Source organism: Halpernia sp., assembly GCF_048269545.1.
GTDB lineage: Bacteria > Bacteroidota > Bacteroidia > Flavobacteriales > Weeksellaceae > Halpernia.
On sequence record NZ_JBLXIJ010000001.1, the window covers coordinates 523,034 to 546,848 of the forward strand.

Genomic DNA, 23,815 nt, shown 5'->3' on the forward strand with positions numbered 1-23,815 from the left:
CTAACAAACGGATTTAATTTTTATAAATCTAAAATATCCCTCTTAAAATAAAAAAAATATTACTACCTTTGCACACCCGTTTTGGGGAAAATTATGTTTAATCGTAAACGATAAATTGTGAATACATTAAGTTACAAAACCGTTTCGGCTAATAAAGCTACTGCAAATAAAGAATGGGTTGTGGTAGACGCTGAAAACCAACCTTTAGGAAGGTTAGCTTCCAAGGTTGCAAAGATTTTGAGAGGTAAGCACAAAACGAATTTCACGCCTCACGCAGATTGCGGAGATAATGTGATCGTTTTGAACGCTGGAAAGATTACTCTTTCAGGAAACAAATGGGCAGACAAAACCTACATTTGGCACACTGGTTATCCAGGAGGTCAAAAGTCGATGACTGCTGAAGAGCTAAAGAAAAAAGACGGCTTGAAAGTTTTGGAAAAATCCGTAAAAGGAATGCTTCCTAAAAACAGATTAGGTAGTCAGTTATTCAGAAATCTTTATTTATATGAAGGGACTGATCACAAGCATGAAGCTCAGCAGCCAAAGGAAATCAATATTAACGAATTCAAATAATTAATATGTCTATAACTCATAAAATAGGAAGAAGAAAAACTTCTGTAGCGAGAGTTTACCTTAAACCAGGTTCTGGTGTTATTACGGTAAATCGCAAAGATGTTGCTGATTATTTCTCAACAGACGTAATGGTTTACAAAGTAAATCAGCCATTTTTATTAACTGAAACTGTTGGTCAATATGACGTAACTGTAAATGTTTTTGGCGGAGGAAATACAGGACAGTGCGAAGCTATCAGATTAGGAATCTCTCGTGCTCTTTGCGATATCAATGCAGAGTTCCGTTTATTGTTGAAACCAGAAGGTTTACTAACAAGAGACGCAAGAATGGTTGAAAGAAAAAAACCAGGACAGAAAAAAGCGAGAAAGAAATTCCAATTCTCAAAACGTTAAAATCAGATTTGAGTATAAAAGATTTGAGTATAGAGATTTTAACTCATATCTTAAATCTCACATCTACTATCTAATCAAAACAATTGCCCGTTTAGTTTAGCACCCAAACTTCTCTCCCATCTAAAGAAAAGTTGATTGCGTAACAGCGGAATGTAAACTAAAAAACAAAAACATGGCAAAAGCAAATGTAAAAGACCTTTTAGAGGCAGGCGTTCATTTTGGTCACATGACTAGAAAATGGAATCCAAACATGGCTCCATACATTTTTATGGAGAAAAACGGTATTCACATCGTAGATTTACATAAAACAGCGGTAAAATTAGACGAAGCTTGTAAAGCTTTAGAAAAATTAACTTCTGCAGGTAAAAAAGTTCTTTTCGTAGCAACAAAAAAGCAAGCGAAAGAAATCGTAGCAAAACACGCTGCAGAACTTAATATGCCTTATATTACAGAAAGATGGCCGGGTGGAATGTTAACGAATTTCGTTACAATCCGTAAAGCGGTTAAAAAAATGAATCAGATTGATAAAATGAAGAAAGATGGTACTTTCGAAACTTTATCTAAAAAAGAAAGATTGCAAGTTGATAGACAAAGAGCTAATTTAGAAAAGAATTTAGGTTCTATTTCTGACATGGTTCGTCTTCCTTCTGCTCTTTTTGTGGTAGATATTATGAGAGAGCACATTGCAGTAACTGAAGCGAAAAGCTTGGGAATTCCTGTATTTGCAATCGTAGATACCAATTCAGACCCAAGAAAAGTAGATTACGTTATTCCAGGAAATGACGATGCTTCAAAATCTGTTGATTTATTATTAACAGTAGTTGCAGATGCAATTAAAGAAGGTCAATCTCAAAGAAAAGCAGACAAAGAAAAATCTAAAGAAGAAGGCGAAAAAGTATCAGCGGAAACTGATGCCGATTTCGACGAAAAATAAGATTCTTTCTTAAATATAAAATCCGGCTCAAATTTATTTGAGCCGAATTTTTTTTAACTCTTACTTTAATCTAAACTTAATATAAGTAATCGTCTTTCCTTTTTTGGAAAATAAATCTTCATAATAAGTTTGAATTTCACGTAAAAGTACTGTATTTGCTTTATATTCTGGTGCGCCATAAATATCATGATGCGCCGTAATTATTTCATGACCTGCACCTTGAAGCAAACCTAAAGTGTAGCCGTGAAGAAATTCTGAATCTGTTTTTAAATGAATTAAACCCTCTTTTTTTAAGAATTTTTTATAACGCGCTAAAAAATCTGGGTGTGTCATTCTGTGTTTTGTACGGCGGTATTTTATTTGTGGATCTGGGAAAGTAATCCAAATTTCATCCACTTCATTTTCTGCAAAAAAACAATCTAAAAGTTCAATTTGTGTTCTAAGAAAGGCCACATTTTTTAATCCAGTTTCGTGCGCTTCTTTTGCGCCAAACCAAAATCTTGCGCCTTTAATATCTATTCCAATAAAATTTTTTTCGGGGAAAGCTTTAGCTAAACCTACAGAATACTCACCTTTTCCACAACCTAATTCTAAAACAATCGGATTGTCATTTTTAAAAACTTCGGCGTTCCATTTTCCTTTTAATTTGTATTGTTCTAATGCTTCTGCTCTTGTAGGTTGAAAAACATTTGGTAATATTTTATTCTCTGCAAAACGCGCTAATTTATTTTTTCCCATACTTATTTTACCAAGCGCAAAAGTATATTTATTATTCTGAAAAACAAATTTTTAACTTGGCTTAATATTAAATTATTTTGATTGAATATTTTGTGAAATCAAATTTGCCAATTTATTATATTCATAGTTGAATCTGTGATTTCCTGGTAAATGAGAGGTTGTGAAATTCGGGATTATAACTTTCTTGACAGGAAATTTAATACCAATATCACTTAAAATTGCAAAAGTTTTTGGAACTTTCATTTTGTTGATTTCTGGTAAAACTTCGTAATCGCCACGAGCTTTGTCTAAAATCATTCCCTGTAAACTCACTTCAAAATCTGCAGTTTTAGAAGGATCTAAAAGAATAACGGAAACTATTTTTTGATGTAAATTCTGGGGCAATTTATTCACTATAAATGGTAAAACGTCTGCGCCGAAAGAGTAACCAAGCAAAATAATTTTCTGATTTTTTCTACCTTTTAATTTTTCATTTAGATATTCACTGATTTTGTTTGTGGTTTCAGTAGGCGTTTTTGGCTTCCAAAAGTAAGATTTAGAATCTAGTGCAGTGATGTCGTAATTTCTTTTAAATAATTCATCACTCAAGCTTTTTGAAAAAGTATTGAAACCCGCATCGCCACTTAAATAAAATATAATAGGCGAATCATTTTTGGCGTCTAATTCCCGTACAGGAAAATCTGGATTTTCTGAAGAATTACTACAACTTTGTAGAAAAGCAATAGAAAAAAGAAGAATAATTTTAAATTTTGAAGATAGTTTCATCATTCTTACTTGTGTGATTTTAATTATTTTTATTGGTCATTTCTGGTAAATTTGTGGATACAGCTTTCATTACTTTATTTAAAGCTGCAGGAATTTGCAAAAGTTCAAAATCATGGTTATAAATCAAATATTTATTTTGCCAAATTGTGGCGTATTTTTCTTTAAAAAATCTCAAAGTCTGGAAATGTTTTAAACTTCCAACTCTGTGGTAAGCGTATTTCATAATTTGTTCTGCCGCATTATCTGGCGCATCAAGACCACTCATCGGCGTAAGTCCCATATTTAAATATTTTAAATTTTTATTTTTTGCGTAATCTATTAAACTTACAATTAATACATCTAAACAACCACTTGGAGCACTTTTTCTTTTTCTAATTAAATCATAAGTGCATTCTTCGGGAGCAAAATCTGGAATAATATTTAGAAAAGCTTGCAATATTCCAAGTTCATCTTTAATGGCAATTATGTCTTGGTTTTTAATTAAATTTTCATCAAAACTGCCTTGCGAAAAAACACTTTCTTTTTTGTCAAATTCATTCAGCCATTCGTCAGAAATACTTTTTAAATCTAATAAAAATTCCGAAGAATGTGGTGCTGTAAAAACTTCCGCAACAAATCCTTTTTTTGAAATACTGTTAATTCCGTTTCGTAGAGATTTTCTGTCTTTTCCTTGTAAAGTAAAATTTTGAACATCAACCAAAGCTTCTTGTCCAATTAATAATTTTTGTTTTTTTAATATTCTAAATTTTAATAAAAGATTTTCTGGTACTCTGTAATAAATTGGTTTTAGGCCTTTTTTATTAGAAAATTCTTCAAATTCTTTTATCATGTAAAGTTTATCATCGCTTTCACAAACAGGTTCTTCTAAAACAATTGCATAATTATTAGCAATTTTAAAAGAGACAAATCCATCGAAATTTTCAGAAAAATAGAGTGATTTATCATTACTTATTTTAAAAAAATCAAGCGCAGAATTTCCATATTTATTTAATAATTTTTCAGCTTTTTGAATTTCGTTATTATCATCTATTTCTTTGCCAAATTTAAAAGGAATTAAAACTGCAAATATTAAAAATATCCAAGAAAGGACACCTAAAATTTTGGTAATACTTATAAATTCACGACCAAAAGCAGTCGCAGGTGTTGGTAAATCCGTGTAAAATAATAGAAAACTTTGAAAGGTGTAATAAAGCGATTGTGACCAAGTAAAATCTATCCCGAAATGTTTTTTATCAATTAAATAAAAACTAAAAAAATCAAAAAGTAGAATTGCTGAAAGGATGAGTAAAATGGTGCTTAAACCAAGTCGCAAAAGTTTGCGATTATTTTTAATTAAATATTGTTTTCGCGTGAAAATCAAAAGAAGAATGGTAAAAATTGCAAATGACGCTTCTTCATAATCAAAAGCTTTCAAGACATTTCCAAAAATTGAAAAGGCAGAAAATATAATTGCTAAATACCAAGCGCTTTTTAAACCTTTTATCAATTGTGCAGAAATTAGCAATAATCCAATTCCTAAAACTAAAACCGATAATTTTGAAATATGACGCGCTTCAAAAGGCAAATAATGTTTTACTAAAATAATTCTTTCCGCTAAAGGCGGCGTAATTACTGAAAGAATATTAATTACACCTAAAGTGAAAATCGCAATTGAGGGAAAAATACGTGCAAATAATTTTCTTCCGTTATAAAGAAATGCGAAAATTCCAAAAAGTAAAGGCAACCAAAATTCAAAAATTCGATAGAGTAGAGTAATTCCTAAACTTGTTGCATTATTAAAACCAAAGGAATTAAAAATATAAAGCATTGTAAATTCTACTGCTCCTAAACCGCGTAAAAAAGGTGAAACTATCATTAATAAAACTGAAACGGTGTATCCAATTGCAGCTGCACTAAAAGAAGGTGATGTGCCTAAAGCAGCCATCGCAATAAAAACGTGGAAAATTCCTATAAACTCAATTATTACAGAATAAATCACCACTTTATAAAAAGGCTTTTTTTGTAATTCTGCAGAAAAAATTGAATCAAGATAAGCGATGGAAGATGGAAATTTTTTATCTAAATATTTATAAATTAAACCTTGTTTTTGGATGTCTTTATAAAATAAAAAAATTAGCAGTAAAATTGCGCCTAAAATTAAAAGCGCAATCCACGCATTTACCAAGTTTTGATGGCTAAAAGAACTGTAAACTAAAACTGGAATTCCAACTAAAAAAACCGTCAATAAACCAACAAATCCGTAAATAATACCCGATTGATGCATTTTTGAGGAATCGTAATTTTTTCTTTTTAATTCTGTAGGGAGATAAGCCAAAGAAGTGACGCCGCCTGCAGGTAAAAACACGCTTAGAAAATTTCTTTTTAAAAATAAAGTAATTGCTTCGCCTAATTTTATTTTTAAACCAACAGCTTTAAAGCTTTCAACATACATAAAAGCTTGTAAAAAAATGTAGAGAAATGTGACTAAAACTCCCACGAATAGCCAAGTGAAATCTGCTTGTTTTAGTTGCGGAATAATTTGGCGCATTTCATGTCTTTCACTTCGGAAAAACACAAATGCCAATAAAATAATTAGAACGGCAAGAATTTCCTTCCAATAAGATTTTGGAGAAAATTTAAGAAAAGAAAGATTTTTTTTAAACCTCATATACAAGAAAATATCAAAGAAAAGTTTTGATTTTAATTTCTAACAAATTTAGTACAAAATAAAAAATAGGATAATTAATATTTCGCTTTTATCTAAAGATTAGGGCTGTTTCACAGATGGTTGTGAAATAATTTTCTGAAGGTTGGAGTTTTTTAAACGCACTAAATAAATAGGTAAATATTTTTCTATAAAAATCTGAGTCGCTTCAAAATTATTAGCTTGTAAATAGGGTTTCAAATTATCTGAACTATAAACAAACTGCAAGAAATTAGAGATTAATTCTTTTGGAATTTTAAGTCTAACAAAATAATCATCACCAAAATATTTTTGAATATTTGTAATGTCATTCGTCATCGTTTCATATTCTTGATATCGTTCTTTCTTTTTTTGTTCACCAGAAATTAAATCAAAAATACTGTTTAAGCCAAACGTTAATCCGCCACCAGAAAAACCAGCGATAGGAAGTTGCGTTGGTAAACCGTCACCTTTTGGGCGAGGTAAACCAATGGCTTTTTCTAATTGTTCTTTTTTCTTATCTGTGCGAAGCGCTAAAACATCTTTTCGCAAGTTTCCCGAAACTTTAAAATTGGGAATAATGACTTCTTCAATATCGGTGTATGCAAGTTTTAATTCTATCAAATTATGATAAGAAAACATCATATTTGGTGTGATTTTCACATCTTTTCTTTCAGAAATAATAGAAGTAAAACGTATAATTTCTCCCGCTTTTGCTTCTATTTTAAAATCACCATTAAAATCTGCCAAAACGGTTTTTTGGGTATTTAAATTGGTAACATAAATTTGGTTTAGATAAAGATTAGAATTATCTTTTAAAAAAATTTCTCCTCCAAAAATCTGTGCATTAATTTGTGAAATTGCAAGCAATAAAAACAAGAAATATAGTTTCTTCATATAGAAAACAAAATTAAACAGAATTTCTTTGTTTTCAATTCATTAATAGATATTTGCACGTTAAACTTATATTAAAGTTCACTCTTATTTTGAATGTTTTAATTAAATCTTGTTAAAAGTTTGTGTTTTTCAATAAAACCCAACCTGTATATTTTGCATTTGTACTAACTCCGAATTCATGCCATTCCAAAATATACCAATAAGAATCGGTTGATAATTTTCTATTATTGAATGTTCCGTCCCAAGTATAATTGTTGTTTTCTGAACCTTTAAAAACTAATTTCCCATATCGGTCGTAAATCTCAAATTTAGGATTGTCTTTTGTTCTGAGATTTTCATAATTAAAAGTATCATTTATTCCATCACCATTTGGAGTGATTACGTTGGTAATTACAATTAAAGAAAAATCTTTCGAAACTGGAGTACATTGATCTGCAGAAGTTACAAAAATTGTGTTCGGACCAGATTTAACATTTGTAAAAACATTTGAAGTTTGCGGTGAAGAACCATTTAGTGAGTAATAATATGGTTTGTTCCCACCTTCTGCAGTAATTGTAACGGTTGTTCCTTGAATATCAATTGCAGTAATTTTTGGTAATTCAACTTCTTTTACAGAAACTTTTTGGCGGTAAATACAGCCATTTCCAGTTTCTAAATCCACATAATAATCACCGATTCCAACTGTAATAAATGAAGTTTTTTCACCTGTGCTCCAAGAATATGAAATGAAACCAGAACCTGCATCCAAAATTGTTTTCGTATTTGGACATATAGATTGATCCACTAAAATTGAAGAAGCTTTCGGAATATTTATAGTGATATTTAAAGTTGCAAGAACCGGACAAAAACCAGTTTTGGAAATTCTGAAATAATAAGTCCCACTTTTGTTTACAGAAGCTGGATTTGAAATTGCATTTTGAGAATTTTTCGCATTATCTAAATTATCATAATAACTCACATTTACTCCAGAATCAGTGGTAAATTGAGATAAATATTTTGAAAGATCTACACTTTTAATATTATCCAAATCATCATCACATTCCGATGTAGAAAAAATGGTTTTAATCAAAGGTAAAGAAGTTCCTACTTTTAAATTTAAGGGCTGAATAACTGGTGGGCAAAAATTAGATTCAACGCGCACATAAACTGTAACATCAGAAGAATATGAATAATTATCAGGTAAATTATTTGTTCCACCAATTTGCGCATAAGCATTTGTTGAGTAATATTTTACTGTAAATTCTGTGCTATTTTGTAAAATAATTGGAGTGATATCAGAGAATTTAATATCCACAGTTCCATCAAAATTCACATCACAATTTTCTGCAGTGTAATTTGAAGTATTTAAAACAGCTTTCAAAGATTCCTTTACTTCAACGGATTGAACTAAAGAACAACCGTTTGGAGAAGTTAATTTTACAGTATAATTTCCCACACCGGCAATAATAGATTGTGTAATTTCTCCCGTATTCCATAAATAAGAAATGAAACCAGAACCCGCGTCTAAAGTAGTTTTAGAACCTTCACAAACTGTAACTGAAGTAGGAAGAGTGGTGGAATTTAATGGTTTTGCAAATTTTAAATTTAAAGTTCCGATATTATCACAAAGTCCTACTTTGGAAAAACGGATAAAAAAAGTAGTGTCTGAAGTTATCGTTTCATTAGATGAAATTTCTGTTCCAGAAACATTTGCTTTTGCGTCTTCTAACGTTTTATAAAATTTAAAAGTTACCGTATTATCTGAAGTAAAAAATTTGAGATAATCGGAAAAGACTAAATTTTCCGAAGTATTTTCCGAGCAAACTGTTTGATTTACGGGAGTTGTAATAATTAATTTATTACCAATTTTAAAATCTATTTTCGCGGTTTTAAAAGGGCAATTGTCTGGAGAATCTACTCGTACAAAAACTGGCGTGTCTGAATTATAAGACCAATTATTTGGTAAATTATTTGCATTTCCCGCAGTTGCATCAGTCTGATTTAAATAATATCTAACTTGAAAATAAGTTGAATTTTGCAAAATAGCTGAATTAATTTGAGAAAAATCGATATCAATTTTTCCATCAAAATTATCGTCACAATTTATGGGATTGTAAAGATTTGTATCCAAAATTATTTCTGGGAAAAATCCTAAAGTAATTGTTGCAATTTCGCTACAACCTTCTGGTGTTTTTACAACAGCGTAAACGTCGCCGCCAACAGAATTATATGTGGAAAAATTTAAAATTTCTTGAGCTGGATCTTCAGATTGTGCGCCTACTAAAGTTTTGTAATATTTTTTAGTAATCGGATTATTTGATGAAATATCTGCTGTTGAAAGATCAAAAGTTCCTTTATCATTAATTTTACAGCTCGTTAAATTTGCGTTTTTTACTTGTAATTGTCCAATGGTAATATTTACAGTTACTTCTTCACAATCTTCAAATGCACCATCGCCGCAAAATTTATACGTGAAAGAATCTGCCCCGAAAGTTCCTGCATTTGGCGTGTAAGTAATTTCGCCGGTTGTAGGATTAAATGTGACTGTACCTTTTGTAGGAGAAGTTGTAATTTTTAAAGTATTTAAAACTATATTTTGCGGAGAAATTGTAAATCTTGGTATTATACTAAAACTGCTGCAAACTGCTTTTGTAACTGTTGTTAGTTTAGGACAATTTAACACGGTAAAAATTGGTGTTGTCACTTCTGAACAAGATCCAGTGCTCACTTTTACGGTATAATTTCCAGGAGAATTGGGTGTAAATGTGTTTAAATTTGCACCTTGAATTGGTAAGTTATTTAGATACCATTGATAATGATCAAAACCATCATTTACTTCTAAAACAATTCCCGGAAGACAAGTTCCGGTTTTTTTAGAAATTGCTGGAATAGACGAAAATCCTGCAAAATAACCTCCATAACCAACATTTCCATCTCCTGCTGCAATTCCAGCTGTAACAGCTTTTGTGGAATTTACAGTAATATTTCCGGTAACATTTTCCAAAGAATAAGTTACCCAGCCAAGATTTCCAATTAGAGAATAAGGCCCTTGTAAAGGAGTTGGAGTTATACCATTTACAGAAACTATGGCTCCAGCTTCAGTAATAATATTTAATTTGGTAGTACGATTTTGGCTGTACACACTGGAATTTCCGCTAGTTCCCGGATTTTCATTTATCAAACCGATTTCATCAATTTTTTTTGGCAAATAACAACTGAGTGGAGGAATGTAATTAAATCCCCCCGTTGCAATTGTATTTGCACCTGCTAATAATTCATAGAGATAAATGTTTTTGGTGGATTTTACGTACATATTAAAAACACCATTCCCTTTGTCTATATAATAAGTTTCTGGAAGTCTATAAAACTGTCCTTCATCTAACCTTACAACTGGAGTTAAAATGTCATTTACATAAATTTCGGTATCATTTTCTGTTGCTACAATAAGACCTCCTTCCATATTTTCCCCAATTGCACCATTACCTTTTACTAATGCGAATTCTTGCCCAAGTCTTTCTACGGGAACAGATTGATCCATTAAAATATCTGAACTACCTGAAAAATCACCAGCATATTGTCCGTTAAAATTTCCATTTGTGACAGAAATTGGTTTATTAGAAACTATTTTCGCACCGATGAATCCCGTCCAATTATTAATATTATTTCCTTTTCCGTCAATAATATAAGATTGTCCTTTATTTAATGTAAAATTAATCGTATTATTTTGTGGCGTAGAAAACTGAACGCTTGATTGATAACCCGAAACTGTTACAGTTGTATTATCTTCAGTCGCTAAAATCCCCGTCATAAAATTTAGAATCCCATTATTTACAGAAATTGGCGCCATTGCTGCATAAAATTTTGTTCCAATTCCTGCTTTTCCTTTGGATGTTAAAATTTCTGCATGATTGTTAACCGAAAATCGCAGATTTGCATAAAAAGGATAATCAGCTTTTAAATAAATTCCCATAGAATTGGGAGCAAACAAATCAGATGTATCTGTAGTTATAATATATTTTCTAAGAACAGAGAATTTTTGAGGATTTCCTTTGCTTATTGTTACTACACCAATTGCAATATTATTATTATAAATAGTTACCGGAAATGCAGTTGTTGAATTAGTTGAAAAATAAATAGATTGCATTTGATTTCCCGCACTCGTTCTATCCATCATTGGTGCAAACCAATGTTCTGTATCTAATTGCGCAAAAGATTTTACAACAAAAAAAATAAAAAACAGGAATGTAAAACTTTTTTTCATGTGTATAGAACTGTCACAAATTTATAATTTATTAATTTAGAAAAAGGTTTATCGGTTTTTTAATAGAACCCAATTATTATAAATCACAGGAACTTGCGTGTCTGGTTCTATCCATTTTAAAACATACCAATAATTTCCAGTCGGCAAATTTCTACCGTTACTTTTACCGTCCCAAATGTAATTTTTGTCTAAATTTTTAAAAACTAATCTCCCGCTTCTATCAAAAATTTCTATGGAAACGTCATTTTTAATTTTTAAATCTGAGTAATCTAAAACGTCATTTTGGCCGTCTCCATTTGGTGTGATAATATTAACTAAATTAATGATAACAAATTCTTTAGTAACGATTTCGCAGTTGTCTATAGATTTTACAAATGCTGTGTGAATTCCTCGTGGAACATTGGTAAAAATATTGGAGTTTTGGTAATGTACACCATCAATAGAATAAAAATAAGGTGGAGTTCCACCAAAAACATTAATTGTAGCCGTATTTCCAGAAACTAATATACTTGTAATTTTTTGAATTTCTGCCGCTGAAATTTTTATATTTTGTCTGTAAACACAACCGTTTGAAAATAAATCTACATAATAATCACCGATTGTTGCAGTAATACTTTGTGTAGTTTCTCCGGTGTTCCAAAGAAAACCATCAAAACCAAAACCGGCGTCTAAAATAATAGAAGATTGTGGGCAAATTTTAACATCGTTTAATAAGGAAGATGTTTTGGGTTGCTTAAAATTAAAATTAAGTTCAGCAATTTGTGGACATTCTGTTGTGTCTTCAAATCTGATAAAAAATGTTTTATTTAATGAAATATTTTGTGCTGAAGAAATAGGATTTACATTGTTTCTCGCATCTGAGTCGGAAGTAAAAAATTGAAAATTAACTTTATTATCGGTAGTAAATTGTGGAATGTAATCATTCAATTCAACTGTAACCCTTCCATCTAATTCATTATCACAAATATCTGCTGTAAAAGTGTTTTTAATTAAATTAATTCTATCTCCAACTTCGAAAAAAATTTCTGAAAAAACTGGAGCACAACCAGTTGGGGAGATTGCTTTCACAAAAACCGTTGTGTTTTGCGAGTAAGACCAATCATTCGGTAATAGATGAAGATGTGCAGGATCTGAATAATATTCTAAAGTAAAACCTTTTAAATCTGAAGAAATTTGGGAGGTGATATCAGAAAATTTAATTGAAATAGTACCTGATAATTTCTCATCACAATTTTTGAATTTATTTTTTGTTTTGTCAAAATTAAAATTGGAAAAAAACTTTAAATTTAATTCTGTAATAGCTTTACAACCTGCTTTTGTTGTGACAACTGCAAATATTTTCTTTTCCCCAGATTGATAATTTTGAGGAGTTTGTATTTCTGTATTTGCAGTTTCGTTTTGAGCTAAAAAAGCTGTTTCATAAAAGCGAACTTTATCAATAGGTTCTTGCGTGAATTGAGCAATGTTCAAATTAAAAGTGCCCAAATTATTAGTTTGACAAACTGTTAATGTTGGTTTATCTAAAATCAAAGGTTGCGAAACAACGTTTATTTCGCCTACTTTATAGCATTCCGATTTTTCACTTTGTATTCTATAATAATATTTTTGTGTTTTAATATTATAAGGCGATGTAATTTCATTTTGCTTATAATTTGCATCGTCATAATTGCTGTAATATATAATTGAAAAATCTATATTAGAATTTAAAATTTTTGAGGAAAGAGTAGAGAAATCAAAAACTGAATTCTCATTACAAACTATCACGTCATCTACTATTGTATTAAATATTTTATTTTCAAAAGGATTTTGAAGTGTTGCAGTTCCCGTCCAATTTAATGTAAATCCATCTTCACCAACGGGTCTATCAATTACTATAAAATAGGATTCTCCTGCTTTTACGTCTAGAGACTTTATCCAATCGTCTCCCTTTACACCGGGACCTTCATAGAAATCCCCAGTTGGTTCAGAATCCCGCAATCCTGTATGATTATCTGAAAGTTTAGCGGCTTTCGGATTTGTGGTTGAACATCTTATAGAAGAACCAATGTTTCCACAAGTAGCATCTGGACCAAAAACCCAAAAATCATAATCTACCTGTATATCCGAATTTGAAGGGATTAATTCAAAACCTAGAGTTCCAGAAGTTTTTATATCAATTTTTAGCCACAAAGAATTATGTTCATTACTAAAGCATGCGTTATCAAGAGTAATTTCTTGTAAATCTCCAATTCCAAAAGGGTTTAAAGTAATATTAGAATTATCACAAACTTGAATATAATTTACACAATCATTTGCTTGTTTATTCTGTGCAAAAGCTTTTAGAAATAGGAAAAGAATGAGAAAAAGAGTGAAAAGTTTTTTCATTTATTATTTGTAGAAAGCAAATTTAATATTTATAATTAAATATTAACATTTTTTAACTATCGGTTTTTCAGTAAAATCCAATTGTTATAAACTACCGCAATTTGCGTGTCTGGTTCTGTCCACTTTAAAATGTACCAATAACTTCCAGTTGGTAAATTTCTGCCATTACTTTTTCCATCCCAATTGTAAGTTTTATCTAAATTTTTAAAAACTAATTTTCCATTTCGATCAAAAATTTCTAAGGAAACATCGTTTTTAATTTTTAAATCTGTGTAATCTAAAACATCATTTTTGCCGTCTCCGTTTGGCGTGATGACGTTTATTAAATTAATAATTATAAAATCTTTTGTTATAATTCCACACCCATCGGAAGATTTTACAAAAGCCGTATGAACCCCACGAGAAACATTGGTAAAAATATTGGAAGTTTGATAATTAATTCCATCAATACTATATTCGTAAGGTTTTGTTCCACCTGTTGCCATAATTTCAACGGTTTTTCCTGTGATATTTATTTGAGAAATAATGGGGAAAAGAGAAACGAGAACTGAAACTTTTTGTCTGTAAACACAACCATTTGAACTTGTTAAATCCACAAAATAATCACCTTCTACAACTTCGATTGTAGAACTAGTTTCACCTGTGCTCCAAAGATAAGAAGCAAAACCATTTCCTGCTTCTAAAATTGTTTTCGTTCCGGGACAAATCACTTTATCCTTTAAAATATCAGAAGCTTTTGGAACCTTAATATTAATATTTAAAATGGCAATTACAGGACAAAAATTAGTTTTAGAAAATCGTAAATAAAAAGTGCCATTTTTATTAATTGTTATTGGATTTGAAATTGCATTTTGTTGATTTTTGGCATTTTGCAAATCATCATAATAACTCACATTCACATTTGAATCTGTGGTAAATTCTGCTAAATATTTAGATAAATCCACGCTTTTAATTCCGTCCAAATTATCATCACATTCAGAAATAGTTGTACTTGTTTTTATTAAAGGAAGAGAATTTCCAATTTTTAAATCTAAAGGCTCAATTATCGGCGGACAAATCGCAGATTCTACCCGAACATAAATTGTTGTGTTCGAATTATAAGAATAATTATCGGGCAAATTATTATTTCCTCCAATTTGTGCAAATGCATCAGAACTGTAATATTTTACCGTAAAACTAGAATTATTTGGTAAAATAATTGGTGTAATGTCTGAAAGTTTAATGTTAATGTTTCCGTCAAAATCATCGTCACAATTTTCACCAGAATAAAAGGAAATATTTAAAACTGCCTTTGCTTCTTCTTTAACTTCCACATTTTGCCGAACTTTACAACCATTTGGAGAAGTAAGATCAACAAAATAATTTCCTTTTCCAACAGTAATTTCTGGTGTGGTTTCTCCAGTACTCCACAAATAAGAAATAAAACCAGAACCTGCATCTAAAATTGTTGTTGAACCTTCACAAATTGTAATATTTGCTGGAAGAGTTGTGGAATAAGTTACTTTTTTAAAAGACAAATTTAATGTTCCAATATTATCACAAACTCCATTTTTAGAAAATCTGATATAATAGGTTTCGTCTTGATTAATAGTTTGATTCGCAGAGATTTCCGCTCCCGAAACATTGGCTTGCGCATCGGCAAAAGTTTTATAAAATTTAAAACTTACAGAAGTATCCGTTGTGAAAAAGTTAGTATAATCTGAAAGTAAAATATCTTGAGAAGTGTTTTGCGAACAAATATTTTGAGAAACAGGCGAATTAATTGGAACTTTATCACCAAATTTAAAATCAATAACAGAAGTAATTGGCGGACAACCTGAAGACGATGAATTTGTTTTCACATAAACTCTTGTGTTTGCAGAATAAGACCAATTTGTCGGTAAAACATTGATATAATTTGGATCTGAATAGAATGACAATTGATAACCTTGCAAATCATCGGAAACTTGCGGAATTATTTGTGTAAAATCTACTGGAATTTTGCCATCGAAATCATCATCACAATTGCTAATTGTTAAATCTTTTAAAGTTGGTGCTTCAGTAATATATTCAATTTTTATTTCACCTTTTAAGTTGCAACCAGAATTTGTTATTATTACAGAATAAGTTCCAGGAGAAGTTACGGTATAAGTTGCGTTTGTTTCGCCAGTTAAGGGCGTATTATCTTTATACCATTGGTAAGTTGCGCCTAAAGTTGTCGCATCTAAAACCAAAGAACTTCCGCCGCACAGAGCATTGTTTGTAGAAATTAATCTATCTATTCCTAAATCTTTATTCCCTAAAAAACTTCCGGCTTTTAAGAAAACCCCAGAATCGTAAAGTCCGTTTCCTTGATCTGCAATAACCAATTTTATATGGTATTTTTCACCTGGAATGACATCGGCTTTAGCAGTTAGAATTTTGGTTTGTCCATTAAAACTTACAGGCGAGTTTTGTGCATTAAAACCTTCAAAATATTCGGCATTTGAAACTGGACAAATCGTTCCTGGACCACGAACTGTATTCACACTCACTGGAATATTGGTGTTTGGAACTACTGCAATATTTTTATAAGAATCTGACGAATTTGCTTTTTTAATTAAAAATGCAAAACCATCGGTATAACCACATTGATCTGCTCTGGGATTTGTAAGATATTGTTCTGACGCAAAAATATAATCAAAACTTATTTTATTGGTTTGTTTGGGAATGAAATCAAATTCTAAAATTGTAGCATTAATAGTTCCGCCAACTCCTAAAGCATTTTCTAAATCGGAATCTCCAAACCAATTTCCTGCGGATGAACTTGTAATTCCATTGTTTGGACCGGGAGCTTCAAAAATTCTTCCAGTAGAAAGTAAAATACCTTCATTTAACTGAAAAGAAGAATTTGCTTTATTAAAATAACCATAACTTAAATCGCCACTTCCAAAATCCCAACCAGAAACTTGAACATTTGAAACTTCTACACAATTAGAATTTGCATTACCCAGAAAAATATTTTTAACCAGCTGTTCCGGTGTATAAACATTATCTACAGAAATATATTGCGCCTTAAAAAATAAGCCGCAACAAAGTGTGAGAATTAAAAATATCTTAAAGTAAAACCTTTTCTGCATAATTAGGGTTGTAAATTTACTTAATTAAAAATGAATTTAATACAAAGAAAATCTCCGTTGAATTTTCAACGGAGATTAAATATTAAAGTGAAAGATTAAAAGATTAATCTCTCCAATCTCAATTCTATTAAGTTAAGCTTACTCTAACAAAACCTACAACTTTTAAATCGCTGTTTGCAGATTTTACATAATCTGCAACGCTCATACCGCCATCTTTGATGAAAGCTTGATGAACCAAAGTATTGTCTTTATAAAATTTCTGCATTTTTCCTTTCAGAATATTATCAATAATATTTGCCGGTTTTCCTTCTTTAGTTAAAATGTCTCTTTCAATTTCCAATTCTCTGTCAATGGTTTCCTGTGACACTTTAGTTTCATCTAAAGCAATAGGATTCATTGCTGCAACTTGCATAGAAACAGATTTTGCAACTTCTTCACCACCGTCAACTTTTCCGGAAAGTGCAGTGATTGCAGCAATTTTATTTCCTGCGTGAATGTAAGCTCCCAAAAATGGACCTTCGATTCTTTCGAAAGCACCGATTTCTACTTTTTCTCCGATTACACCAGTTTGCTCAATTAATTTTTCAGCTACAGTTTGTCCGTGGAAATCTGAAGCTAAAAACTCTTCTTTGTTCGCATAAAATACAGCTTGTTCAGCTAATTCATTTGCTAAAAGTACAAAGTCTGAGTTTTTTGCAACGAAATCTGTTTCACAATTTAATGCGATTATAGATCCCATTGTGCAATCTTCGTTTACTTTTGCAATTACAGCACCTTCAGAAGATTCTCTATCGGCTCTGTTTGCAGCTACTTTTTGACCTTTTTTTCTTAAAATTTCTATTGCTTTATCAAAATCGCCTTCCGCTTCTACTAAAGCTTTTTTGCAATCCATCATTCCTGCACCTGTGGTGCTTCTTAGTTTGGCTACGTCTGCTGCTGCGGGTGTATACATATCAAATATTTATTAAATTTATTGTAAATTATTGCTGTTTTTACAGCGGTGCAAAGATAATAAATTTAATGTAAACTAAAAAGATACTTTTGCCGTTTATAATAAGAAGTTTCTTTAAAAACAATTTAATAAATGAAAAGATTTTTATTCTTATTTGGATTTTGCGTTTCTCTCACAATGTGCTCACAATCAAAATATTCAGTAGAACAAGTAGAGAAAAGTAATGATCCAAGAGTAATAGCAAATTTTGTAAAATATAATCCTGATAATCCCAAAACTCCAGAATTTAAAAGAAAACTATATTCACTAATTACAGGAAATAATGATGTTGCAGCCAAACCCAAAATAACAACACTTACAAAGAAAAAACTTGTAAAAGAAGTAAGAAAAGATTTAAAAGATGGAACTAACGATAAAAATAAGCAAACGGCTGCAGTTTTAACACATCTTTTCAATAACGATCCAAATATAAAAGAGGCATATATCCAAATTGTAAATAATTCTGAATGTAATTTAATCATTAAAATTAGTGGAAAGAAATATTATAATCTAACAGTTCCTGCCAAAAATAATAATTTTATTATGGTGGAAAAAGGAACTTATAAATTAACAACTTCTATTTGTGATGCTCAATATTCTTCTGTGAAAAATGTGAATAAAGACATTGTTATTACTTTAAATTATGGAAAAAGATAGTGTAAACATCATTAAAATAAAAAAAATCCACTGAATTTCAGTGGATTTTTATTTTAGAGAGATTTATTAACCTTTGAACTGACCCATTGCAATAAATTTATCTTGTCTTTGAGTAACCAATTCTTTGTCAGAAAACTTTTTAAATGCTTTTATGTTTGTCAAAATAGATTTTTTTACATTTTTAAAAGTAGTTTCAGGGTCATAATGTGCGCCACCAAGTGGTTCTTCAATAATACCGTCAATAAACTTTTCTGCAAGCAAATCTTTTGGGGTTAATTTTAAAGCATTTGCAGCATCTTCTTTATGTTCCCAATTTCTCCATAAAATAGATGAGCAACTTTCGGGTGCAATTACAGAATACCAAGTATTTTGTAGCATATAAACTTTATTTCCTACGCCAATTCCTAAAGCACCGCCACTTGCTCCTTCGCCAATAATTATTGTAATAATTGGGACTTTTAAAGTGGTCATTTCAATAATATTTCTTGCAATTGCTTCTCCTTGACCGCGTTCTTCTGCTTCTAATCCAGGATAAGCTCCGGGAGTGTCTATTAAAGTAACAACAGGAATTTTAAATTTTTCTGCTAATTTCATCAATCGCAACGCTTTTCTGTAACCTTCTGGATTACTCATCCCAAATCTGCGGTGTTGTCTTTCTTTAGTAGTTCTACCTTTTTGAGTTCCAATAAACATAATGCTTTGTCCATCAACTTTTGCAAGACCGCCAATCATTGCGGGATCGTCTGCAAAATTTCTATCACCATGAAGTTCCAAAAAACTATATTCGTCTACAATACCGTTTATAAAATCTAATGTATAAGGTCTGTCCGGATGACGAGAAAGTTGCACGGTTTGCCATGGAGTAAGATTTTCGTAAATTCTTTTTTTAGTTTCTACAATTTTATCTTCTATTTGGCTACACGCCAATTTTACATCAACACCGCTTTCGTCACCAACAAGAGAGCAGGTTTTATACTGATCCATTAATTCTTTTACGGGTTGTTCAAAATCTAAATATTCCATTTTAAAGTTTAGAATTATTAATCAAATTTATATAAATAATTTTGCAATCCACTTATTTTAGTGTTTCAATCGCAAAATTAATTCTTTTTTCGGTTTCTGTTTTTCCTAAAATCTCCAACAAATCTGGTACTTCTGGACCTTTTAGTTCACCAACTAAAGCCAAACGAAGCGGCATCATAATTTTCCCAAAACCCAAAGATTGATCTTCTGCAAATTGATGTATTGCGTTTGAAATATCTTCTGCTTTAAATGAGGTTGCGGAAATTTTATTTAGTAAATTATTTAAAATTTCTGCGGTATTTTCACTCCAAGCTTTCTTGGATGCTTTTTCATTGAAGTTTTGTGGTGCTTGAAAAAAGAAAATACTTTCGCTATAAATATCTTTTATGAAAGTTGCACGTTCTTTCATTAAACTGATAATTTTCAATAATTTATTATCATTAATTTTACTTTCTGATACTTCTGATAATTTTTTTAAATCAACTAAAATTTCTGAATCGTTTTTCAGTTGTAAATATTGATGGTTAAACCATTCTGCTTTTTCTTTGCTAAATCTTGCTCCGGCTTTATGAACTTTATTTAAATCAAATTCCTGCGCCATTTCTTCTAAAGAAATTATTTCTTTATCTTCTGCAGGAGACCAACCAAGAAGTGCAACCATATTAATAAATGCTTCCGGCAAATAACCTTCTTCTCTGTAACCTTTAGAAATATTTCCCGTTTCTTGATCTTTGAAATTTAAAGGAAATACAGGAAAACCAAATTTATCACCGTCTCTTTTGCTGAGTTTTCCTTTTCCTTCTGGTTTTAAAATTAAAGATAGGTGCGCAAATTGTGGTTTTTCCCAACCGAATGCTTCATATAATAAATAATGAAGTCCTAAAGAAGGCAACCATTCTTCGCCACGAATGACGTGTGAAATTTCCATTTCATGATCATCTACAACGTTTGCAAAATGATAAGTGGGCATTCCATCTTGTTTTATTAAAACTTTATCGTCTAAAGTATTTGTGTTTACAGAAGAAGTTCCACGGATAATATCTTCTAAAATTAAAGTTCTATCAACTGGCATTTTAAACCGAATGACATACGGCGTTTTTGCATCTAAAAGTAGCTGAACTTCTTCTTTATTTAATGACAAACTATTTTTTAAACGGTTTCTACTAATATAATTATATGAAAAAACTTCACCTTTTTGTTCATACTCTTTCCGGATTTCATCTAATTCTTCAGGCGAATCAAAAGCCAAATAAGCAAAATCTGTTTTTAATAATTCTGCTAAATGTTTTTCATAAATATCGCGTCTTTCAGATTGTCTGTACGGACCAAATTTCCCGCCATGTTTGGGACTTTCGTCTGGTGTAATTCCGCACCAATCTAAAGCTTCTAAAATATATTCTTCTGCACCTTCTACAAATCTTGCCGTATCGGTATCTTCTATTCTTAAAACAAAATCTCCACCTTGATTTTTTGCAAAAAGATAATCATATAATGCGGTTCTTACGCCGCCCAAATGTAAAGGTCCAGTTGGACTGGGCGCAAAACGCACTCTTACTTTGTTCATAAACTATTATTACGGTGCAAATTTAATGAAATTAATGGTGTTAGAATTAGAATTTACTTAATTTTTGAAGTTAAAAGTAGATTTAAAGATCCAAATAAATAGATAAATTTTAAATTAAAATAAACATTGTTAATCTTAAATAAAATTAAAAATAAAACGAAATTAATATCTATTTATTGAGGAATTATAATTTTTATATTAAATTTGATTAACAAAAATTTAATTATGAAAAAATTTATTCTTTTAGTTTTGATGTTTTGTGGCTTGTTTGCAATAGCACAGAATTTTTACGGTGGTCAAAAATTTTATAAAAATTCTAAAGTTTACTCACCCTCCAGAACTTTTTATGCGGTTTTTCAGGACGATGGAAATCTAGTTGTGTATAACAGTAGAAGTGGTACTTCTGTCTGGTCTTCTAAAACTCAAAATTCTGGTAACAGAGCTGAATTTCAAAAAGATGGAAATTTTGTTATTTATAATAATTCTGGAACACCAGTTTTTAGTACAAATACAGCAAACAAAGGAAATGTTCTTAAAATGCAAGATGACGGAAATCTCGTAATTTATAATGGAAGAGATAATGCCGTTTGGTCTTCAATTGATAATAATAAAAATAATGGTGAAACTTGGTCACCTCAAAATAATATTATTGCAAGAGGATACAAATTTAGAGTAAATGATAAAATTTATTCGGCAAATAGAAATTTCTTTTTAACATTTCAGCGAGATGGAAATCTGGTAGTTTACAACAATTACGATGAAGTTCTTTGGGACTCAAAAACGGGAAACAGAGGAACTCGGGCAGAATTTCAAAGTGATGGGAATTTGGTAGTTTATGATGTAAGAAATACGCCAATTTATGGGACAAAAACTGGTGGATTGAGTGGTAGAACATTGAATATGCAAGACGATGGAAATCTTGTGATTTACAATGCAAGAGGCTCTGCAGTTTGGGCATCAAATAATGATCACTAAAAATTATAAAAATAAAGAGATAGATTTTATTAATTATTTTTACTGAAAATGTTTTAAATTTAATAAAATTTATCTTTTTTATGTGAATTTTTTTAATGCTATTTTTGTACTTTAAATAAAATTATATGTTGGAAATCGGAGAAAGACCATGGGGAAAATATTATGTTTTGGCAGATGAACCAAACTATAAATTAAAAAGAATTGTGGTAAATCCTGGTCAAAAATTATCGTATCAATTTCATTATAAAAGACAAGAACAATGGACGATAATTGAAGGTGACGCAACTATTGTCTTAAATGACGAAGAAATAAAATTATCTTACGGAGAAAGTATTTTCATTCCACAAGGCGCAAAACATCGCATTATGAATTTGTCTGAAAAACCAGTTGTTTTTATAGAAGTACAAACAGGAACTTATTTTGGTGAAGATGATATTGTGCGTTTAGACGATGAGTATAAAAGAAATTAAAAATTTCTGGCAAAAAAAATTCTAAAAACTAATACCAATAATATTTACTCATGAATTTTAAAATTGGTTGGCAAAAGAGTGATTTCCTTTTTAAAAATGAAATCCCTCTTTTTTTTATTGCGATATATTTCGTGCTTAGTCTTATTAATAATTTATTTTTAGGCGCAAATCCAAAGCAGTCTTTTTTACCGATTTTATTGCTTCTGTTACTTTTTGTAATTACCTATTTTTCAAGCAAAGAAATCCCGAAAAGTATTTCTGAAAAGAAAATAATTTTATTTGTAGATTTTATTTTACTCATTAATGTGATATTTTTCATCACTGGTAAATTTAATTCTGAAGGTCATTTTTTGAATGTATTAAGAGAAAAAGCGGGTTTTAACGTAAAAGTATTTTTCATCATTTTCTCTTTAATATTTTTTGCGGTAAAGATTTTTTATAGAAAATTATTTACGCTTCAGTGGAGTTTTATTTTTACTGCCCTATTTTTCTTTACTTCTTTGCTTTTAATTCCGCTTTTATATCCAACTCCTTTTATAGATTTATTTATTATTTTGAAACAGTCAATTGTCGATATTTCTCAAAATATCGATCCTTATAACAGAGTTTTTCCAGATATTTATAATGGAAATTACGATTACACTTACTTAAAACAAGACATTAAACTCGTTTATTGGCCGTTCAATTTGTATCTTTTATATCCTTTTCAAGTAATTTTTGGAGATTTAAGATTCGCCTATATTTTTTCGTTAGTCATAAGTTGCTTTATTTTATATTTAGGGACTAAGAAAAATAAAATTGTTTTTTATCTTTCATTTATTTTATTATTTAGCAATCCATATACTTTTTATATGGTAAAATATGCGTGGATTGATATTTTAGCATTTCCATTTTTTGCCTTGTATTTTCTTCTTTTCAAAAGTAAAAAATATGTGATTGCTTTTATTATTTTAGGGATTTTGATGGCTTTAAAACTCTATTATATTTTTTTACTACCGATTTCCATTTTATATTTTTACAACATCACAAAGAAATTGTCTCAAACAATTTTAATTGGAATTTTAAGTATTTTCATTTCAATAATTTGTTTTTTGCCATTTTTATTTACTAATGAACAAGCGCTAATTTACACCATCACTTATTTTCTAAAAAGTTTACCGAGGTTTGATTCTCTTTCTATAACTGGATATTTTGCGCAGTTTGGTTTAAATATTAATTTATTTAGTTCATTTCTTTCTCTTTTAATAATTGCAATAATTTTTTTACGGATTTGGAAAAATAAGCGCGCTTCAATACTTTTTCAAATTCAAGATTTAGTTCTTATTTTATTTGCTTTATTTATTTTTGGAAAACAGGCTTTTGGGAATTATTATTTTAATTTAATGTTTCTTGCAATTATTTATATTTCCATTTTATTGGAAAAAAAAGAAATAGTGACAAAGGAAATTTCCTGAAATTCTTCTAAATAATAA

General features: G+C 30.2%; 17 protein-coding genes. 7 read left to right on the top strand and 10 right to left on the bottom strand.

Annotation, left to right across the window (positions count from 1 at the left end; translation table 11 throughout):
- Window positions 1-117: 117 nt before the first annotated feature.
- From rplM to rpsB, 3 genes are all read left to right on the top strand, one after another.
- On the top strand, window positions 118-573 hold the full coding sequence (gene rplM, locus ACN0WB_RS02385; RefSeq protein WP_417428448.1) for a 50S ribosomal protein L13: 456 nt from the start codon (window positions 118-120) through the stop codon (window positions 571-573).
- Between the two features lie 5 nt (window positions 574-578).
- Window positions 579-965, top strand: a complete 387-nt coding sequence (rpsI, locus tag ACN0WB_RS02390; RefSeq protein WP_417428450.1) for a 30S ribosomal protein S9 — start codon at window positions 579-581, stop codon at window positions 963-965.
- A 172-nt stretch (window positions 966-1,137) separates the two neighbouring features.
- Window positions 1,138-1,899 (top strand): 30S ribosomal protein S2, encoded by a 762-nt coding sequence (gene rpsB, locus ACN0WB_RS02395; protein WP_417428452.1) that lies wholly within the window; start codon window positions 1,138-1,140, stop codon window positions 1,897-1,899.
- 60 nt (window positions 1,900-1,959) lie between these two features.
- Here the strand turns inward: rpsB and trmB are convergent, their stop codons facing one another.
- The 8 genes from trmB to tsf all read right to left on the bottom strand — a co-directional run bounded on the left by trmB (window position 1,960) and on the right by tsf (window position 17,615).
- Window positions 1,960-2,637 (bottom strand): tRNA (guanosine(46)-N7)-methyltransferase TrmB, encoded by a 678-nt coding sequence (trmB, locus tag ACN0WB_RS02400; protein WP_417428454.1) that lies wholly within the window; start codon window positions 2,635-2,637, stop codon window positions 1,960-1,962.
- A 72-nt stretch (window positions 2,638-2,709) separates the two neighbouring features.
- Entirely contained in the window at window positions 2,710-3,405 is a 696-nt protein-coding gene (locus tag ACN0WB_RS02405) for an AcvB/VirJ family lysyl-phosphatidylglycerol hydrolase (RefSeq protein WP_417428456.1), read from the bottom strand.
- A 16-nt stretch (window positions 3,406-3,421) separates the two neighbouring features.
- Window positions 3,422-6,049, bottom strand: coding sequence for a flippase-like domain-containing protein (locus ACN0WB_RS02410; protein ID WP_417428458.1), 2,628 nt, complete (start codon window positions 6,047-6,049; stop codon window positions 3,422-3,424).
- Between the two features lie 99 nt (window positions 6,050-6,148).
- Window positions 6,149-6,961 (bottom strand): hypothetical protein, encoded by an 813-nt coding sequence (locus ACN0WB_RS02415; RefSeq protein WP_417428460.1) that lies wholly within the window; start codon window positions 6,959-6,961, stop codon window positions 6,149-6,151.
- A gap of 112 nt (window positions 6,962-7,073) precedes the next feature.
- Window positions 7,074-11,201 (bottom strand): T9SS type B sorting domain-containing protein, encoded by a 4,128-nt coding sequence (locus ACN0WB_RS02420; protein WP_417428462.1) that lies wholly within the window; start codon window positions 11,199-11,201, stop codon window positions 7,074-7,076.
- A 48-nt stretch (window positions 11,202-11,249) separates the two neighbouring features.
- Window positions 11,250-13,565, bottom strand: coding sequence for a T9SS type B sorting domain-containing protein (locus ACN0WB_RS02425; protein ID WP_417428464.1), 2,316 nt, complete (start codon window positions 13,563-13,565; stop codon window positions 11,250-11,252).
- 56 nt (window positions 13,566-13,621) lie between these two features.
- On the bottom strand, window positions 13,622-16,663 hold the full coding sequence (locus ACN0WB_RS02430) for a choice-of-anchor L domain-containing protein (RefSeq protein ID WP_417428466.1): 3,042 nt from the start codon (window positions 16,661-16,663) through the stop codon (window positions 13,622-13,624).
- Window positions 16,664-16,790: 127 nt separating this feature from the next.
- Complete coding sequence (tsf, locus tag ACN0WB_RS02435; RefSeq protein WP_417428468.1) at window positions 16,791-17,615, bottom strand: translation elongation factor Ts; 825 nt, start codon at window positions 17,613-17,615, stop codon at window positions 16,791-16,793.
- 132 nt (window positions 17,616-17,747) lie between these two features.
- On the opposite strand from tsf, the gene ACN0WB_RS02440 reads away from it, so the two are divergent.
- Entirely contained in the window at window positions 17,748-18,311 is a 564-nt protein-coding gene (locus tag ACN0WB_RS02440; protein WP_417428470.1) for a DUF6759 domain-containing protein, read from the top strand.
- Window positions 18,312-18,377: 66 nt separating this feature from the next.
- On the opposite strand, the gene ACN0WB_RS02445 is transcribed toward ACN0WB_RS02440, so the two are convergent.
- Complete coding sequence (locus ACN0WB_RS02445; protein WP_417428471.1) at window positions 18,378-19,334, bottom strand: acetyl-CoA carboxylase carboxyltransferase subunit alpha; 957 nt, start codon at window positions 19,332-19,334, stop codon at window positions 18,378-18,380.
- Window positions 19,335-19,386: 52 nt separating this feature from the next.
- The gene (gltX, locus tag ACN0WB_RS02450; protein ID WP_417428473.1) at window positions 19,387-20,898 is read right to left on the bottom strand and encodes a glutamate--tRNA ligase; all 1,512 of its coding nucleotides are present in this window, start codon (window positions 20,896-20,898) and stop codon (window positions 19,387-19,389) included.
- A 225-nt stretch (window positions 20,899-21,123) separates the two neighbouring features.
- On the opposite strand from gltX, the gene ACN0WB_RS02455 reads away from it, so the two are divergent.
- The 3 genes from ACN0WB_RS02455 to ACN0WB_RS02465 all read left to right on the top strand — a co-directional run bounded on the left by ACN0WB_RS02455 (window position 21,124) and on the right by ACN0WB_RS02465 (window position 23,797).
- Window positions 21,124-21,873, top strand: coding sequence for a bulb-type lectin domain-containing protein (locus tag ACN0WB_RS02455; protein ID WP_417428475.1), 750 nt, complete (start codon window positions 21,124-21,126; stop codon window positions 21,871-21,873).
- A gap of 128 nt (window positions 21,874-22,001) precedes the next feature.
- Entirely contained in the window at window positions 22,002-22,343 is a 342-nt protein-coding gene (locus ACN0WB_RS02460; protein WP_417428755.1) for a phosphomannose isomerase type II C-terminal cupin domain, read from the top strand.
- 50 nt (window positions 22,344-22,393) lie between these two features.
- A complete protein-coding gene (locus tag ACN0WB_RS02465) occupies window positions 22,394-23,797 on the top strand; it encodes a hypothetical protein (protein ID WP_417428477.1) in 1,404 nt (467 codons plus the stop codon).
- Window positions 23,798-23,815 lie beyond the last annotated feature (18 nt).